The 16,013-nt window shown below is 71.4% G+C and carries 15 protein-coding genes and 1 pseudogene; 12 read left to right on the forward strand and 4 right to left on the reverse strand.

Going from position 1 to position 16,013, the window contains the following annotated elements; all coding sequences use genetic code 11:
• Window positions 1-467 precede the first annotated feature (467 nt).
• Both EDF42_RS19405 and holA read left to right on the forward strand, forming a co-directional pair.
• Window positions 468-1,703: pseudogene (locus EDF42_RS19405) on the forward strand (ComEC/Rec2 family competence protein); the annotation flags it as partial.
• A gap of 622 nt (window positions 1,704-2,325) precedes the next feature.
• Entirely contained in the window at window positions 2,326-3,345 is a 1,020-nt protein-coding gene (gene holA, locus EDF42_RS13210) for a DNA polymerase III subunit delta (RefSeq protein ID WP_123672621.1), read from the forward strand.
• Window positions 3,346-3,576: 231 nt separating this feature from the next.
• On the opposite strand, the gene rpsT is transcribed toward holA, so the two are convergent.
• Entirely contained in the window at window positions 3,577-3,837 is a 261-nt protein-coding gene (gene rpsT / locus EDF42_RS13215) for a 30S ribosomal protein S20 (protein WP_111085752.1), read from the reverse strand.
• A gap of 199 nt (window positions 3,838-4,036) precedes the next feature.
• Between rpsT and EDF42_RS13220 the strand changes: the two genes are divergently transcribed.
• Window positions 4,037-5,203, forward strand: a complete 1,167-nt coding sequence (locus EDF42_RS13220; protein ID WP_123340394.1) for a pyridoxal phosphate-dependent aminotransferase — start codon at window positions 4,037-4,039, stop codon at window positions 5,201-5,203.
• Window positions 5,204-5,482: 279 nt separating this feature from the next.
• Complete coding sequence (lepA, locus tag EDF42_RS13225; protein WP_123292544.1) at window positions 5,483-7,330, forward strand: translation elongation factor 4; 1,848 nt, start codon at window positions 5,483-5,485, stop codon at window positions 7,328-7,330.
• 7 nt (window positions 7,331-7,337) lie between these two features.
• Here the strand turns inward: lepA and EDF42_RS13230 are convergent, their stop codons facing one another.
• On the reverse strand, window positions 7,338-7,829 hold the full coding sequence (locus EDF42_RS13230; protein WP_123340395.1) for a hypothetical protein: 492 nt from the start codon (window positions 7,827-7,829) through the stop codon (window positions 7,338-7,340).
• Between the two features lie 140 nt (window positions 7,830-7,969).
• Between EDF42_RS13230 and EDF42_RS13235 the strand changes: the two genes are divergently transcribed.
• Complete coding sequence (locus EDF42_RS13235; protein WP_111085748.1) at window positions 7,970-8,617, forward strand: DUF1990 family protein; 648 nt, start codon at window positions 7,970-7,972, stop codon at window positions 8,615-8,617.
• Here the strand turns inward: EDF42_RS13235 and EDF42_RS13240 are convergent.
• Window positions 8,614-9,306, reverse strand: coding sequence for an HAD family hydrolase (locus EDF42_RS13240; RefSeq protein WP_185003103.1), 693 nt, complete (start codon window positions 9,304-9,306; stop codon window positions 8,614-8,616). The two genes, EDF42_RS13235 and EDF42_RS13240, sit on opposite strands and share 4 nt — an antisense overlap.
• 28 nt (window positions 9,307-9,334) lie before the next feature.
• Here EDF42_RS13240 and hemW point away from each other — a divergent pair, with 28 nt between their 5' ends.
• Entirely contained in the window at window positions 9,335-10,576 is a 1,242-nt protein-coding gene (gene hemW, locus EDF42_RS13245) for a radical SAM family heme chaperone HemW (RefSeq protein WP_123340396.1), read from the forward strand.
• A gap of 34 nt (window positions 10,577-10,610) precedes the next feature.
• Here the strand turns inward: hemW and EDF42_RS13250 are convergent, their stop codons facing one another.
• Entirely contained in the window at window positions 10,611-11,018 is a 408-nt protein-coding gene (locus EDF42_RS13250; protein WP_228510551.1) for a DUF4870 domain-containing protein, read from the reverse strand.
• An 88-nt stretch (window positions 11,019-11,106) separates the two neighbouring features.
• Here EDF42_RS13250 and hrcA point away from each other — a divergent pair, with 88 nt between their 5' ends.
• From hrcA to ybeY, 6 genes are all read left to right on the forward strand, one after another.
• Complete coding sequence (gene hrcA / locus EDF42_RS13255; RefSeq protein WP_123340397.1) at window positions 11,107-12,129, forward strand: heat-inducible transcriptional repressor HrcA; 1,023 nt, start codon at window positions 11,107-11,109, stop codon at window positions 12,127-12,129.
• Between the two features lie 49 nt (window positions 12,130-12,178).
• Window positions 12,179-13,291 carry a molecular chaperone DnaJ gene (gene dnaJ, locus EDF42_RS13260; protein ID WP_111085744.1) on the forward strand — a complete coding sequence of 371 codons (1,113 nt, stop codon included), beginning with the start codon at window positions 12,179-12,181 and terminating at the stop codon, window positions 13,289-13,291.
• Window positions 13,291-14,028 (forward strand): 16S rRNA (uracil(1498)-N(3))-methyltransferase, encoded by a 738-nt coding sequence (locus EDF42_RS13265; RefSeq protein ID WP_123672623.1) that lies wholly within the window; start codon window positions 13,291-13,293, stop codon window positions 14,026-14,028. Before dnaJ ends, EDF42_RS13265 begins: the two co-directional genes overlap by 1 nt.
• Before the next feature lie 40 nt (window positions 14,029-14,068).
• Window positions 14,069-14,422 carry a histidine triad nucleotide-binding protein gene (locus tag EDF42_RS13270; protein WP_123340400.1) on the forward strand — a complete coding sequence of 118 codons (354 nt, stop codon included), beginning with the start codon at window positions 14,069-14,071 and terminating at the stop codon, window positions 14,420-14,422.
• Window positions 14,423-14,492: 70 nt separating this feature from the next.
• Window positions 14,493-15,554 carry a PhoH family protein gene (locus EDF42_RS13275; protein ID WP_228510585.1) on the forward strand — a complete coding sequence of 354 codons (1,062 nt, stop codon included), beginning with the start codon at window positions 14,493-14,495 and terminating at the stop codon, window positions 15,552-15,554.
• Window positions 15,551-16,012 (forward strand): rRNA maturation RNase YbeY, encoded by a 462-nt coding sequence (ybeY, locus tag EDF42_RS13280; protein ID WP_111085740.1) that lies wholly within the window; start codon window positions 15,551-15,553, stop codon window positions 16,010-16,012. The genes EDF42_RS13275 and ybeY overlap by 4 nt, the downstream gene beginning before the upstream one ends.
• Window position 16,013: the final 1 nt, after the last annotated feature.

Below are 16,013 nucleotides of genomic sequence, written 5' to 3' on the forward strand. Positions count from 1 at the left end.
TGGTCGGGATCGTGGCCGCCGTGCTGGCCGGAGGGAGTGCGATCGTCGCGGGTCGTTGTCGTTCCGGCCGTCGCTGCCGTACCGTGACCGCCGGTGCCGGCCCGGTGCTCGTCGCGGCGGCGCTGACCGCGTTGCTCGCGGTGTCGGTCACCGTGGGTGAGACCCGACGAACGCCGGAGGTGCTCCGGGCCCTCGTCTCCGGGGCGGGCACCGTCTCGTTCGACGCAGTGCTGTCGCGCGACCTGGGCCCGGATGACCGATCCGTGCTCGCGACGCTCGAGCGTGCCGACACGGTGCGTGCGCTCCGGGTACCGGTCCGGCTCGTGCCGCCGGGCGACGGTGTGCTCGTGCCGTCGGGTGACGATCACGACCGCGTGCTGGCCGCGGGAACGCGGGTGACCGGCTCCGGGACGCTCGAGGCCGACGTCCCCGGTTCCGCGACCGCGTTCGTGCTGTTCCTCCGGGGGGTGCCCGCCACCGAGCCACCCGGGGGACTGCTCGGAGCCACCGACACAGCGCGCCGGGCCTTCGTCCGTGCGACGGCGGACCTGCCGGAGCCCGGGGCTGCGCTCCTGCGCGGCCTGGCGATCGGCGATCGGTCCGGCCTCGACGCAGCGACCGAGGCGGCGATGGAGACCTCGGCGCTGACCCACCTGACCGCGGTGTCCGGGGCGAACTGCGCGGTGATCGTCGGCCTCGTCGTGGTGGTCGGGCGACTCTGCGGGATGCCTCTGGGGCTCCGGGCGGCGTCGGCCGTTGCCGTGCTGCTCGAGTTCGTGGTGCTCGTGCGGCCAGACCCGTCGATCGTCCGGGCCACGGTGATGGCGGTCGTCGTGCTGGTCGTGCACCTGTCCGGCCGCCCCGTGCGGGGCGTGCCGCTCATCGCCCTGGCCGCGATCGGCATGCTGGTGGTCGATCCCTGGTTCGCGCGGTCGTTCGGGTTCGCGCTGTCGGTGCTCGCCACGACCGGCATCGTGGTGCTCGCGCCACCGCTCACCACGCTCTTCGCCCGACGGCTGTGGACCCCGGCGGCCGCTGCCCTCGCCGTGCCCGTGGCGGCGCAGGTCGCCTGCTGGCCGGTGACTATCCCGCTGTCCGCGGCGCTGCCGACCTACGCGGTGCCGGCGAACCTGCTGGCCGAGCCCCTGGCACCGATCGTCACCGTCGTCGGCCTCGGTGCGTGTCTGCTCGCGCCGGTCTGGCCGTGGGGTGGGTCGGTCCTGGCAGCCGTTGCCTGGGCCCCCGCGTCGGCAGTCGGTGGCATCGCCCACGGTGCAGCGCTGCTGCCGTACGCCTCGGCACCGTGGCCGGGTGGGACCGTCGGGGTGGTCGGCGCCGTGGTCGTCAGCACGTGCCTCGCGGTCGCCGTGCTGAGCACTCCGACGGTGCGGAGCCGCCTGCTGCTCGTCGCGGGAGTCGTCGTCGTGGTCGGTGTCGTCGCCGTCGCGGTGCCCGTGCTGGTCGTGCGCGGTACCGTCCCGGATGACTGGGCGGTCGCGGCGTGCGACGTCGGACAGGGCGACGCCGTGCTGATCCGTGGCGGCGACAGCACGGCCCTGATCGACACCGGGGACGACCCGGACCGCCTCCGGGCCTGCCTCGACCTGCTGCGGGTCCGCCGGATCGACCTGCTCGTCCTCACCCACTTCGACCGCGACCACGTGGGGGCTGTGGACGAGGTCGCGGGCATCGTCGACACGGCGCTCGTCGGACCCGTCGGGCGTGCGTCGGACAGCCGCGTCGTGCAGGACCTGCAGCGCGGTGGCGTCGACGTCCGGCAGGCCGACGACCGGGTGTCCGGCGTGCTCGGGCCGCTCGGTTGGCGCGTGGTGTGGCCGCGGGCGGGCAGCCCGGACGCCGGCAACGACGCGAGCATCGTGCTCGTGACCGAACCACTGCCGGGCGACGACTGCCCCACGTGCCTGTCCGGGGTGTTCCTCGGCGACCTGGGGGCGACCGCCCAGCGCCGTGTCCGCTCCGGCAGTGCACTCCCCGACGGGCGCGTCGACGTCGTGAAGGTCTCGCACCACGGTTCGGCCGACCAGGACCCCCTGCTGTACCGGCAGCTCGCGGCCCGCGTCGGACTCGTCGGCGTCGGCGCGGACAACACGTACGGTCACCCGACACGGTCGGCGCTGTCGATGCTCGCATCGTCCGGGACCGCCGCGTACCGCACCGACGAACTCGGCACCGTCGTGGTGGGTCGGACGGCCACCGACGACCTGCGGGTGTGGACGGAGCACACGCCGTCGGTGGCCGCCCGTAGGATCGTCGGAGCACTCGTCGCACCGGCACCGTCCGGGTCGGCACCACCGGAAGGACCGCATGCCCGCCAAGAAGCCCGCGCGCGCCGCAGCGAAGATCGACCAGGTCCCCTGGTCGGGGATCCGCCCGGCCCCGGTCGTGCTCGTCACCGGGCCCGAGGCGTTCCTGGCCGACCGGGCGAGCAGTGTGCTCAAGAACCTGCTCGTGGGCGAGGACCCGGCGCTCGAGGTGCACGACCTCGAGGCCGACCAGTACGCTCCCGGGCTGCTCGCGACCCTCGCCAGCCCGTCGTTGTTCGGCGAGCCGCGACTCGTCCGGGTCACCAACGTGGAGAAGTGCACCGACGCCTTCATCACCGAGACCATCTCGTACCTGCAGGCTCCGGCAGACGACGTCACCCTGGTGCTCCGGCACGGCGGCGGGGTGCGCGGCAAGAAGCTGCTCGACACGATCCGCAGCGGGGTCGGCGGTGGGGTCGAGGTCCTGTGCGACGAGCTCAAGCGCGAGACCGACCGCATCGATTTCGTGAACGCCGAGTTCCGCGCCGCCCGACGCAAGATCGCGCCGTCGGCGGTCCGTACCCTCGTGGTCGCCTTCGCGGACGACCTGGCCGAGCTCGCCGCCGCCTGTCGGCAGCTCCTGGCAGACGAGGCGCAGGAGATCACCGACAAGGTCGTCGACAAGTACTACGGCGGTCGTGTCGAGACGAACGCGTTCAAGGTGGCCGACATCGCGCTGGCCGGACGGTCCGCTCCGGCGATCGTCGAGTTGCGGCACGCGCTGGCCACGGGCGAAGCCCCCGTGCCGATCGTCGCGGCGTTCGCGAGCAAGATCCGCACGATGGCGAAGGTCAGCGCGTTCCGCGGGCCGAGCGGTCAGGCGGCGTCGGCGCTCGGCATGGCCCCGTGGCAGGTGCAGCGCGCGCAGCGTGACGTCGCCTCGTGGAGTGAGACGGGACTTGCGAACGCGATCACGAGCATCGCCGAGGCGGACACCGCGGTGAAGGGCGGCTCGCGCGACGCGCACTACGCACTCGAGGTCATGGTCCGCACCATCGCCCGACGCGGCGAGGCGCGCTGAGGCGACCCGCGCCTCCCGGTCGTCGCGCGCTCGTCGCGCGCCCACACCCGCGCACTCTCGCGCACTTGGTGAGCAGAAATGGTCGAGTGCCGACCTGCCACCCGACCATTTCTGCTCACGAAGCGTGCCGCCCGCGACGCAGGCCGCCCGCCCACGCCGCACGCACTGCCCCCGCACATGACGAAGGCCCCGCACCGAACGGTGCGGGGCCTTCGTGCAGCGCTCAGGAGATCAGAGCGATGCAACCTTCTTCGCGATGGCCGACTTGCGGTTCGCGGCCTGGTTGCGGTGGATGACACCCTTGCTCACGGCCTTGTCGAGCTTCTTCGACGCGGTGGCCAGGGCGGCAACGGCCTTGTCCTTGTCGCCAGCGGCAACGGCGTCGTTGGTGTGACGGATGAACGTCTTCAGCTCCGACTTGTAGGCCTTGTTGCGCTCGGTGGCCTTGAGGTTGGTCTTGATGCGCTTGATCTGCGACTTGATGTTCGCCATGTGTAGCTCCTGCTTCGTCTCGTACGGGTGGGCGCGACCGCGGGGTAGAGGGGCCCTCGGTCGCATCGCGTTCCACCCGTGGGCGGGGAACGCGCAAGCCAGCCACCAACATTACCAGGCGAACGGCCCGCCACCAAAGCACGAAACACCGCCGGATCGGCGTGATCTCGCGGCAACACGCACCGGATACGGTGACGGCATGCCATCCCTCGCGCCTCGGATCGACACCGTGCCCGCCTCCGGCATCCGGAGGGTCTTCGAGCAGGCAGCGCTGCTGCAGTCCGCTGGCACCCCGGTCACGATGCTCGTGATCGGCGAACCGGACGTGCCCGTGGCACCGCACATCGGTGACGCGGCCCGTCGCGCGTGGACCGAGGACCGCACCGACTACACGCCGAACGGCGGCATCGCACCTCTGCGCGAGGCGATCCGCGACAAGCTCCGCCGCGAGAACCGCATCGAGGCCGACCTCGAACAGATCTGGATGACGATCGGTGCGACGCAGGCCCTGTTCCAGGCGATGACGCTGACGCTGAGTCCCGGCGACGAGGTCCTGGTGCCGGACCCCGGTTACACGACGTTCACGATGAACGCGCACATCCTCGGGGCCACACCGGTGCCGTACCGGCTCGAACCGCAGCACGGGTTCGAGCCAGACCTCGAGGCGCTCGAGGCGAGCGTCACCGAGCGCACCCGCGTGCTCGTGGTGAACTCGCCGTCGAACCCGCTCGGCTCGGTGTTCGGCGAGGACACCCTCCGCGCGCTGTTCTCCTTCGCGAAGCGGCACGACCTGTGGGTGATCAGCGACGAGGTCTACGAGTACTTCACCTACGGCACCCGCCACGTCAGCCTGGCTGCGCTCGACGAGGACGACCGGGTGTTCTCCGCGTTCTCGCTGAGCAAGACCTACGCCATGACGGGTGTCCGGGTCGGGTACCTCGTGACGCCGAAGGGCCTCGGGCCGACGATGCGCACCACGCAGGAGGCGATGATCAGCTGCGTCGCCGAACCCGACCAGTACGCGGCGCTGGCGGCGATCGTCGGGGACCACTCCGCGGTGCGCGACGCCCGCGAGCACTACCGGGCGAACCTCGAGGTCGCGAAGGAGGTCCTCGACGCCGCCGGGATCCGGTACCTCGACCCGCGCGGCGCCTTCTACCTCTGGGTCGACGTGTCGCACGCCTCGGACGGCGACGTCGCGGCGTGGGCGCTCGGCCTCCTGCAGCGCGAGGCCGTCGCGGTCGCGCCCGGCAGCGCGTTCGGCCGCACCGGCGAGGGCTGGATCCGCGTCTGCCTGGCCGCGACCCCCGACGACCTGCGGCGCGGCCTGGGCGCGTTGCCCGCACCGGCACACGCCTCCGTCTGACGGGCGATCGCGGCCAGGAGGCCCGGAGCCGGTTGGCGCGACAGCGCACGGTGCGCAGTCCTCCACCTGGTGCGAGGATGCTCGCCCCGTGCCGCGCAGCATCCGGTCACGGGGCGGCCAACCGCGCACGGGCCCGCCGACCTCGCACCGTGCGGGGCCGGCACGCCGGCGCGAGGGCGCACCGAGCGCGCGTCGCACGGAACCGCGCAGCCGCGCCGTGCCTCCAGAGCGGGTGAAGCATGGGAGACTGGGCCGACCGTCCGACCCACCTGAGGAACCGTGAGCCCACAAGCATCCGCTCCGCTCGAGCCCGCCGCGACCCCGGCCGGCGCGATCCGCAACTTCTGCATCATCGCGCACATCGACCACGGCAAGTCCACGCTGGCCGACCGCATGCTGCAGATGACCGGCGTCGTCGAGGAGCGCGCGATGCGCGCGCAGTACCTCGACCGCATGGACATCGAGCGCGAGCGCGGCATCACGATCAAGTCGCAGGCCGTCCGCATGCCGTGGGAGCTCGATGGTGAGACCTTCGCGCTCAACATGATCGACACCCCCGGGCACGTCGACTTCTCGTACGAGGTCTCGCGGTCCCTGGCAGCGTGCGAGGGTGCGATCCTGCTCGTCGACGCCGCCCAGGGCATCGAGGCGCAGACGCTGGCGAACCTGTACCTGGCGCTCGAGAACGACCTCGAGATCATCCCGGTGCTCAACAAGATCGACCTGCCGGCGGCCGAACCCGAGAAGTACGCGGCCGAGCTCGCGCAGCTCATCGGCGGCAAGCCGGAGGACGTCCTGCGCGTCTCCGGCAAGACGGGCGTCGGCGTCCCCGAGCTCCTCGACCTGGTGGTCCGGCGTGTGCCGGCACCGGTCGGCGATGTCGAGGCCGCGCCGCGCGCGATGATCTTCGACTCGGTGTACGACAGCTACCGCGGCGTCGTCACCTACATCCGGATGATCGACGGCTCGATCAAGCCGCGCGAGAAGGTCCAGATGATGTCGACCAAGTCGACGCACGAGATCCTCGAGATCGGGGTGTCGAGCCCCGAGCCGATCCCGACGAAGGGGCTCTCCGTCGGCGAGGTCGGCTACCTGATCACCGGCGTGAAGGACGTCCGCCAGTCCAAGGTCGGCGACACCGTCACGAGTGCGCAGAAGCCCGCGACCGAGGCCCTGCCCGGCTACACGGACCCGAAGCCGATGGTGTTCTCGGGCCTGTACCCGATCGACGGGTCGGACTACCCCGACCTCCGCGACGCGCTCGACAAGCTCAAGCTCTCCGATGCAGCGCTGGTCTACGAGCCCGAGACGTCCGTGGCGCTCGGCTTCGGCTTCCGCTGCGGGTTCCTCGGCCTGCTGCACCTCGAGATCATCACCGAGCGGCTCTCGCGCGAGTTCGGCCTCGACCTCATCACGACCGCGCCCAGCGTGATCTACGAGGTCACGAACGAGGACAACTCCGTGACCGAGGTCACGAACCCGTCCGAGTTCCCCGGTGGCCGCATCGTCGAGGTCCGCGAGCCCATGGTCCGCGCGGCGATCCTGGCCCCGAAGGACTACGTCGGCGCGATCATGGAGCTGTGCCAGTCGCGCCGCGGCTCGCTGCTCGGCATGGAGTACCTCGGCGAGGACCGCGTCGAGATCCGCTACGAGATGCCCCTCGGCGAGATCGTGTTCGACTTCTTCGACCAGCTGAAGAGCAAGACGCAGGGCTACGCCTCGCTCGACTACGAGCCCATCGGTGACCAGGCAGCCGACCTCGTGAAGGTCGACATCCTGCTGCAGGGCGACCAGGTCGACGCGTTCAGCGCGATCGTGCACCGCGACAAGGCCTACGCCTACGGCACGCTGATGACCGAACGGCTGCGCAAGCTCATCCCGCGCCAGCAGTTCGAGGTCCCGATCCAGGCCGCCATCGGCGCGCGGATCATCGCCCGCGAGAGCATCCGCGCGATGCGCAAGGACGTCCTGGCGAAGTGCTACGGCGGTGACATCACTCGCAAGCGCAAGCTCCTCGAGAAGCAGAAGGAGGGCAAGAAGCGCATGAAGACCATCGGCCGGGTCGAGGTCCCGCAGGAAGCCTTCATCGCAGCGCTCTCCGGCGACGTGGAAGAGAAGAAGAAGTAGCGACGGGTCAGCGGGTCCGAGTGGCCCGCGCCCGCAGCACGGCCAGGCAGAGGGCCGGGAGGCTCGCTGCGGCCAGTCCAGCCAGTGCGGTCCGCAGGATGACCAGCCCGGCGGCCGCACCGAAGTCCGTCTGCTGGGTCGCGGCGATCCCCGACACCACGGCCCCGAGGGCCAGGACGATCGTCACGGCGCCGAGCCACTGCGGCATCCGCGTGGCCCGGCGCCGCCGCACGGCGGACACGAGGCTGGCGCCGAACAGCAGGACCCCGGCTCCGGCGCAGCACGCACCGACCGCGGCGATCGCGTTCGCGGTGTCGAAGGTGTCCCACTGTGCTGGCGGCACCGCGACGTAGCGCGCGGACGAGCCGATGCCGGCGGTCGTCGCGTCGACCAGGACACGCGCGAGTGCGGCGGCGCCGAAGGCGACGAGCGTGAGCGCGGCGAGCGTCGCGGTCCGACGGTCGACGGACCGCCAGAGCGCGGGGGTGGAGCGGGGCACGCTGCAACGATAGGGGCGGTGCGGGCGGGTGTCGGGCCTCCAGTTCGGGGTGCACGCGAACCGGACGACGCGGCCCGGCCGACGCGACCTGAGCGGTGATCGGTTCGATCCGACGGGGCAGGCGCAAGTAGGCTGGCGGCATGAGCATCCGCGGGAGCTACCGGACCGCCCTGACCTACGGCGCGGTGGGGGCGACCCAGGCGTCGGACCTCATGACGTACCCGCCCGAGGGGTTCACCCCAACCGAGTCGCGTGCCCGGATCGGACACGGAGACCAGCGGTTCGAGACCGCGGTGACGCAGGCCCTGACGTGGCAGATCCAGGAGCGCAGCGGCATCCGCGTGCGCGTCGAGGAACAGCCCGACGACGACGAGGTCCGGTACAACCCGGTGACGTTCGACGACGACGGCGTCCCGATCGCCCCCGCCTCTATCGGCACGCCCCGGGTCGAGAAGTTCGCGCCCGACGGCACACCGCTGGTGACCGCCGGCACGTCGGCGACGCTCACGATGCACGCCTTCGGGCGGACCGTGCAGGCGCCCGTGCGGGTCGTGTCGATCATCGACGAGCACGACCGCAAGGGCTTCGCGTACGGCACGCTCGAGGGGCACCCGCTCTCCGGTGAGGAGTCGTTCGTCGTCGAGCGCACGTCGGACGGTTCCGTGTGGCTGCAGATCCGGCAGTTCTCGCAGCCGTCGAGCCGGAAGTGGCAGTTCGTCGCGCCGCTGCTGCGTCGGCAGCAGAAGGTGATGGCGGAGCAGTACCTGGCGGCGCTGCGGGGCGACTAACGCAGTGGGGGCAGTGCCGCGATCGCGTCCTCGATCAGGGCGGCGTCGACCCGGCAGTCCCGCGCGACCGTGACCGCGTTGGTGACCCGCAGCGCCTCGACGTCGAACACCCCGGTGGCGACCGCCAGGAAGGGGATGCCGGCGGCGTCCGCGGCCTCGCCGTCCCGCGGGGTGTCGCCGACGATGACGGCACGGGTGCCGGCGAGCTCCGCCGCCGCGCGGGTGGTGACGTCCGCGCGCTCCACCTCGGTGTCGCCGAAGTAGGAGTGGTCCCAGTCGAACAGGCCCTCGTCGAACCCGGCACCGGCCAGCTTGACGCGGGCGCGGTACTCGGAGTTGCCCGTGAGCAGGCCGTTCCGCCACCCGAGCTCGGCGAAGCGGGTGAGCAGCGCGGTGGCACCGGGGACGGGGGACCGGTGGTCGCCCGAGGCGTGCCGCTCGGCGGTGAGGTCGCGCAGGTGGCCGCTGACCGTCGGGATGATCGTGTCCTCGAACGCGTGCGCACGGACGTGCTCGGCGATGAGCCCGGCATCGGTCCGACCGTGCTGGTGCCCGACGCGCAGGGTGAGGTCGCGGCCGACCGCCCGCTCGAGCGCGAGGTGGTAGAGGTTGCCCGGGGACGACGCGTTCATCACGAGGGTGCCGTCGATGTCCCACAGGACCGTGGTGGGGACGGGGTGGTGCTCCATGCGTCCATCATGACGGACAATGGACTCCATGCCGAGTGCTCTCCCGATCGCCGATCCGGCACCCGCTGACGGCCTGATCGTGCCACGAGCCGCGGCGGGCTCCGCCGCCGGTTCCGACCCGGCGGCCGTGCCGTTCGGGGTCTACGTCCACGTGCCGTTCTGCCGGGTGCGCTGCGGCTACTGCGACTTCAACACGTACACGGCGTCCGAGCTCCGCGGCGTGCGCCGCGACGACTACGCCGGCCACGCGGTGCGGGAGATCGAGTGGGCCGCGACCGTGCTCGACCGCTCCGGCGTGCCGCGTCGGCCCGTGTCGACCGTGTTCTTCGGCGGCGGGACCCCGACGATGCTGCCCGCGTCCGACCTGGCGATGATCCTGCGGGCCATCGACGACACGTGGGGGATCCTGCCCGGCGCCGAGGTCACGACCGAGGCGAACCCGGACTCGGTCGACGCGTCCTCGTTGCAGACACTGCGCGAGGGCGGGTTCAACCGGATCAGCTACGGCATGCAGTCCGCGGTCCCGCACGTCCTCGCGACCCTCGACCGCACCCACGACCCGTTGCGCGTGCCGGTCGTCGTCGACCTCGCGAAGCAGCAGGGCCTCGACGTCTCCCTCGACCTCATCTACTCGACGCCGGGGGAGTCCCTCGACGACTGGCGCACCTCGCTCGACGCCGCGCTGGCCTGCGAGCCGGACCACGTGTCGGCGTACTCGCTCATCGTCGAGGACGGCACCGCGATGGGCCGCATGGTGGCGCGCGGCGAACTGCCGGCCCCCGACGACGACCTGGCCGCCGACATGTACGAGCTCGCCGACCAGGTGCTCGGCGACGCCGGGTACTCCTGGTACGAGGTGTCGAACTGGGCCCGCGGCGACGCGCACGCGAGTCGCCACAACCTGTCGTACTGGAAGGGCCACGACTGGTGGGGTGTCGGCCCCGGCGCCCACTCCGCGGTCGCCGGCACGCGCTGGTGGAACGTCAAGCACCCGGCCGCGTACGCGAACCGGGTGCTGTCCGGCGAGTCGCCGGCCGCCGGGCGCGAGGTCATCGACGACGAGACCCGCTACGTCGAGCGCCTGCTCCTCGCCGCGCGGGTCCGTGGCGAGCTCGCGACGAGCGAGATCCGCCAGGAGGCCCGTGGCCGGATCGCGGGACTCATCGCACGGGGTCTCGTGGACGGGTCGGCCGCGGTGCGGGGACGCGTCGACCTGACCCTGCAGGGTCGCCTGCTCGCCGACGCGGTGGTGCGGGAGCTGCTGGACTGACCGGTGCTGCCGGTCGACAGCTGCGTCGTGCTCGCTACTGCTTGATGAACTCGATCGACAGGGGGTAGCGGTAGAACTGCCCCTGGTTCGCGGCGACGGCCGCCAGGATGCCGAAGACGATCGTCAGGACGGCGACGATCGGGAACAGCAGTGCTCCGATGAACACCACGGTCAGGATGCCGCACGCGACGTACGCGATCGCCACGGTGATGTGGAAGTTCAGTGCGACCCGAGTGTGCTCGCGGATGAAGCCGCCGCGGTCGCGCAGCACCAAGTAGGCCACGAGCGGGGCGACGAAGTTGAAGAAGATCCCACCGATGTGCGTCAGCGTGGCCCAGAGGCGCTGGTCCTCCGGGCTCATCGGCTGCGGCGGGGTGTACCCGCTCGGGTACTGGGGCCCGTTCGGGTTCTGCGGGCCACCGGGCTGCTGTCCGTAGGTCATGCCGGAAGCGTATCGGGGGTGCAGTCGTGCGGGCGTAGGATCAGCAGTCGACACGTCCGAGTGCCAGGTCGACCAGGAAGGAGCGCTCGTGGTCAGTGAACGCAGCCTCGAGGTCCTGAAGGCCATCGTGCGCGACTACGTGGCGTCGCGCGAACCGGTCGGCTCCAAGACGATCGTCGAACGGCACGCGTTCGGTGTCAGCGCCGCCACGATCCGCAACGACATGGCCCTGCTCGAGGACGAGCAGCTCATCGTCGCGCCGCACACCTCGTCCGGCCGGGTGCCGACCGACAAGGGCTACCGGCTGTTCGTCGACCACCTGGCCGCAGCCCGGCCGCTGACGAGCGCCCAGCGGCACGCCATCGAGACCTTCCTCGGCGCCCCGAACGACCTCGACGAGGTCCTCGGCCGCACCGTGCGCCTGCTCAGCCAGCTCACGAACCAGGTCGCTCTGGTGCAGTACCCCTCGATGGTGCGCGCCCGGGTGCAGCACGTCGAGCTGGTGCGACTCGGCGACGCCCGGCTCATGGTCGTGCTCATCACCGACACCGCCCGGGTCGAACAACGCGTCGTCGAGACCGACGTCGCGCTCGACGAGCCGCTGCTGACCGAACTCCGCACGGTGCTGAACGGCGCGGCCGTGGGGCTCCTGCTGCAGGACGTGCCCACCGCGCTCCGTGCGGTGCCGCAACAGCTCCGGCCCGACGCCCAAGCGCTCGGCGGGGTCGTCGTGGCGACCCTCATCGAGCAGGTCGCGGCGAACCGTCAGGACCGCCTGGTGATGGCCGGCGCCGCCAACCTGGCGAAGAGCGAGCAGGACTTCTCCGGCGGGCTCTTCCCGGTGCTCGAAGCGATCGAGGAACAAGTCACCCTGCTCCGGTTGTTCGGGGAGATGCAGGTGGACGACATCGCGGTGGCGGCCAGCATCGGCGTCGAGAACGCCGAGTACGGGCTCGACGCCACGAGCATCGTCGCCGGCGGGTACCTCGCCGGTGGCGGCGAGGTGGCACGTCTGGGTGTCCTGGGCCCGACCCGGATGGACTACGGCACGAACATGGCTGCCGTCCGGGCCGTCGCACGGTACCTGTCCAAGCTCCTGGGCGAACACTGATCGACTGCAACACCGACCGACCGACCGAACACAACCGACTGAGGGATACGTGGCAGACCACTACGACGTCCTCGGCGTCCAGCGAGACGCCTCCGATGCCGACATCAAGAAGGCCTACCGCCGCCTGGCGCGTGAGCTCCACCCGGACGTGAACCCTGCGCCAGAGGCAGCCGAGCGGTTCAAGGACGTCACGCACGCGTACGACGTCCTGAGCGACCCGGAGCAGCGGCGCCGGTACGACGCCGGGCCCCAGGCCGACAGCCCCTTCGGCGGCGGTGCCGGCGGGTTCAGTGACATCTTCGACGCCTTCTTCGGCGGTGGTGGTGGTGGCGGCCGGGGCAGTGGTCCCCGCAGCCGTGCCGAGCGCGGGCAGGACGCCCTGCTCCGCATCGACGTCGACCTCGACGAGGTCGTCTTCGGCACCCACAAGGACGTCGAGGTCGACACCGCCGTCCTGTGCGAGACCTGTCACGGGTCGTGCTGCGCACCCGGCACCAGCCCGCGCACCTGCGACATCTGCGGCGGTTCCGGCAACATCCAGCGCCAGGTCCGCTCGCTGCTGGGCAACGTCGTGACGAGCGCCCCGTGCGGCACCTGCCGCGGCTACGGCACCGTCATCCCGAGCCCCTGCCCGACCTGCCAGGGTCAGGGCCGCGTCCGCGCCCGTCGCACCGTGCCGGTCGACGTCCCCGCGGGCGTCGACTCGGGCCTGCGACTGCAGATGCCCGGACAGGGCGAGGTCGGCCCCGCCGGTGGCCCCTCCGGCGACCTGTACCTGGAGATCCGGGTGCGGCACGACGACGTCTTCAGCCGCGACGGTGACGACCTGCTCGCCACCCTCGAGGTCGCGATGACCGATGCCGTGCTCGGCACCACCACGACGATCGACGGACTCGACGGGCCCGTCGAACTCGAGATCCGTCCGGGGGTGCAGAGCGCGGACGTCCTGGTGATCAAGGACCGCGGCATCACCAAGCTGCGCGGGAGCGGCCGCGGTGACCTCCGGGTCGGCGTGCAGGTCGTCACCCCGACGAAGCTGTCGCACAAGGAACGCCAGCTCGTCGAGCAGCTCGCGAAGTCGCACAAGGCGTCGGCGCCGCAGCTCGCCCGGTTCCAGCAGGGCATGTTCGGCAAGCTCCGCGACCGCTTCTTCAACTTCTGATGGCATCGCTCTACGTCGTGGAGTCGCTCGACGGCGTCGCCGTCGGTGGCTCCGTGACGCTCGACGGGGCAGAGGGACGGCACGCCGTGACCGTCTCGCGCGTGCGGGTCGGTGAGACGCTGCGGCTCTCGGACGGACGGGGGACCGTCGTGTCCGGTGCGGTGGAGTCCGTCGACCGCGACTCGCTGGTGTTGTCCGTGGCATCACTGTCCGTCGACCCGCTGCCGGTCCCGTCGCTGACGCTCGTGCAGGCCCTCGCCAAGGGCGGCCGCGACGAGATGGCGGTGCAGGCGTCGACGGAGATCGGCGTCGACCGGATCGTGCCGTGGTCCGCAGCGCGCAGTGTCTCCCGGTGGGAGGGCCCGAAGGTCGAGAAGGGTCGATCGCGCTGGACGGCCATCGCGCACGAGGCCGCGAAGCAGGCGATCCGGTCGCGGGTGCCCGAGGTCGGGCCGCTCGTCACGACGACGCAGCTCGTCCCCGCGCTCGGCGCCGGTGCTGCGGTGCTCGTGCTCGACCCCACCGCGACCGTGCGGCTCGCGACCTGGGAACCGACGGCGGACCTCGACGAGATCGCCCTCGTGGTGGGGCCGGAAGGCGGCATCGACGGCTCCGAGCTCGAGCGGCTCGAGGCCGCGGGAGCGATCAGGGTCCGGCTCGGCGACAGCGTGCTGCGGACCTCGACCGCCGGTCCCGCGGCACTCGCGATCCTGCAGGCCGGACTCGGGCGCTGGTGAGGGAAGGCCCGAGGTCGGTCCTGCGTTCTACGATGGAGTCATGAGCACCAGCACGCCCAGCGTCTTCAGCAAGATCATCGCGCGCGAGATCCCGGCGACCGTCGTCGCCGAGGACGACCGCGTGATCGCGATCGAGGACATCGCCCCGAAGGCACCCGTCCACGTGCTGGTCATCCCCAAGACCGAGCAGTACGCGAACGTCGCCGAACTCGCGGCCGGTGACCCCGAGCTCCTCGCCCACCTGGTCGCCACCGCGCAGCGCATCGCCGACGAGCGCGCCGGCGGCCAGTTCCGTCTCGTCTTCAACACCGGCGAAGCCGCCGGTCAGACCGTGTTCCACGTGCACGCGCACGTACTCGCAGGTGAACTGCAGGAAGGCACCCTTGCCGGCTAACGAACCAGCACAGCCCACCACCGACGACGACCAGGTCGTCTCCGTCGCCCTCCAGGTCGACGGCATCGCCATGGTCCAGCTCCTCGGTCCCCAAGACCGCCTGCTGAAGACCGTCGAACGGCAGTACCCGGGCGTCAAGGTCGTCGTCCGCGGCAACGAGGTCACGCTCACCGGGCCCGAGCGCGAGGTCGCGCGGGCGAAGGCGCTCGTCGACGAACTCGTCGGCATGGTCAAGCGCGGGCAGGACATCGGCCCGTCGGACATCCCGATGTCGGCACGGATCCTCGACGACGACCGCAAGCCGTCCGACACCTTCGGCACGCCGATCGTGTCGAGCCGCGGCAAGTCCGTGCGGCCGAAGACCGACGGGCAGCGCGCCTACGTCGACGCCATCGACGAGCACACCATCACGTTCGGCATCGGCCCCGCCGGCACCGGCAAGACGTACCTGGCGATGGCGAAGGCTGTCCAGGCCCTGCAGCGGCGCGAGGTCACCCGGATCATCCTGACCCGTCCCGCGGTCGAGGCCGGCGAGCGGCTCGGGTTCCTGCCGGGCACGCTCACCGACAAGATCGACCCGTACCTGCGGCCGCTGTACGACGCCCTGAACGAGATGATGGACCCCGAGTTGGTCCCGAAGCTGCTGGCTGCGGGCACGGTCGAGGTCGCGCCGCTCGCGTACATGCGCGGCCGGACGCTCAACGACTCGTTCGTCGTCCTCGACGAGGCGCAGAACACGACGCCCGAGCAGATGAAGATGTTCCTGACGCGTCTCGGGTTCGGCTCGAAGATGGTCGTGACGGGTGACATCACCCAGGTCGACCTGCCGGGCAACGTGTCCGGACTCCGGCTCGTGACGCGGATCCTCGAGACGGTCGAGGACATCCACTTCGCCCGGCTCGGCAGCGAGGACGTCGTGCGGCACACGCTCGTCGGTCGCATCGTCGACGCCTACACCGTCTACGACGAGGAACGTCTCGCCGAGCAGGCCGGTCACCGTCCCGGTGGCCGGGGCACCGCGCCGGTCGGCAACCCCGACGGCGCCAACCGTGCCGAGCGCCGTGGTCGGCCGCCGCAGGACCGCCAGCGACCCCCGTACCCCCAGAACGACGCCCGAGGAGGCAACCGGTGAGCATCGAGCTCAACAACGAGTCCGGGGTCGAGGTGGACGAGGCAGCCATCCAGCGCCTCGCCGCGTTCGCCCTCGACGCGATGCACGTGCACGCGGACGCCGAACTCGCGATCGTCCTGGTCGACGAGGGCGCGATGGAGCAGCTGCACGTGCGGTGGATGGACGAGCCCGGCCCCACCGACGTCCTGAGCTTCCCGATGGACGAGCTCCGACCGGGCACCGAAGAGGACCCCACGCCCGCCGGCCTGCTCGGCGACATCGTGCTCTGCCCGCAGGTCGCCGAGGAACAGGCGAAGACCGCCGGGCACTCCAGCACCGACGAGATGCTGCTGCTCACCTGCCACGGCATCCTGCACCTGCTCGGCTTCGACCATGCCGAGCCGGACGAGAAGGCCGAGATGTTCGGGCTGCAGGGCGAGATCCTGACGGCCTTCGCGGCCCAGCGCCGGGGTCGGTAGC

The organism is Curtobacterium sp. PhB172, from assembly GCF_003752545.1.
Lineage (GTDB): Bacteria > Actinomycetota > Actinomycetes > Actinomycetales > Microbacteriaceae > Curtobacterium.

What these genes read in the sequence shown, in the direction of transcription:
- EDF42_RS13275 (WP_228510585.1), top strand. Translation starts at nt 14,493, where the DNA reads ATGGTCCAGCTCCTCGGTCCCCAAGACCGCCTGCTGAAGACCGTCGAA.
- EDF42_RS13265 (WP_123672623.1), top strand. Translation starts at nt 13,291, where the DNA reads ATGGCATCGCTCTACGTCGTGGAGTCGCTCGACGGCGTCGCCGTCGGT.
- EDF42_RS13240 (WP_185003103.1), bottom strand. Translation starts at nt 9,306, where the DNA reads ATGGAGCACCACCCCGTCCCCACCACGGTCCTGTGGGACATCGACGGC.
- rpsT (WP_111085752.1), bottom strand. Translation starts at nt 3,837, where the DNA reads ATGGCGAACATCAAGTCGCAGATCAAGCGCATCAAGACCAACCTCAAG.
- EDF42_RS13270 (WP_123340400.1), top strand. Translation starts at nt 14,069, where the DNA reads ATGAGCACCAGCACGCCCAGCGTCTTCAGCAAGATCATCGCGCGCGAG.
- holA (WP_123672621.1), top strand. Translation starts at nt 2,326, where the DNA reads ATGCCCGCCAAGAAGCCCGCGCGCGCCGCAGCGAAGATCGACCAGGTC.
- EDF42_RS13220 (WP_123340394.1), top strand. Translation starts at nt 4,037, where the DNA reads ATGCCATCCCTCGCGCCTCGGATCGACACCGTGCCCGCCTCCGGCATC.
- EDF42_RS13235 (WP_111085748.1), top strand. Translation starts at nt 7,970, where the DNA reads ATGAGCATCCGCGGGAGCTACCGGACCGCCCTGACCTACGGCGCGGTG.
- hemW (WP_123340396.1), top strand. Translation starts at nt 9,335, where the DNA reads ATGCCGAGTGCTCTCCCGATCGCCGATCCGGCACCCGCTGACGGCCTG.
- EDF42_RS13250 (WP_228510551.1), bottom strand. Translation starts at nt 11,018, where the DNA reads ATGACCTACGGACAGCAGCCCGGTGGCCCGCAGAACCCGAACGGGCCC.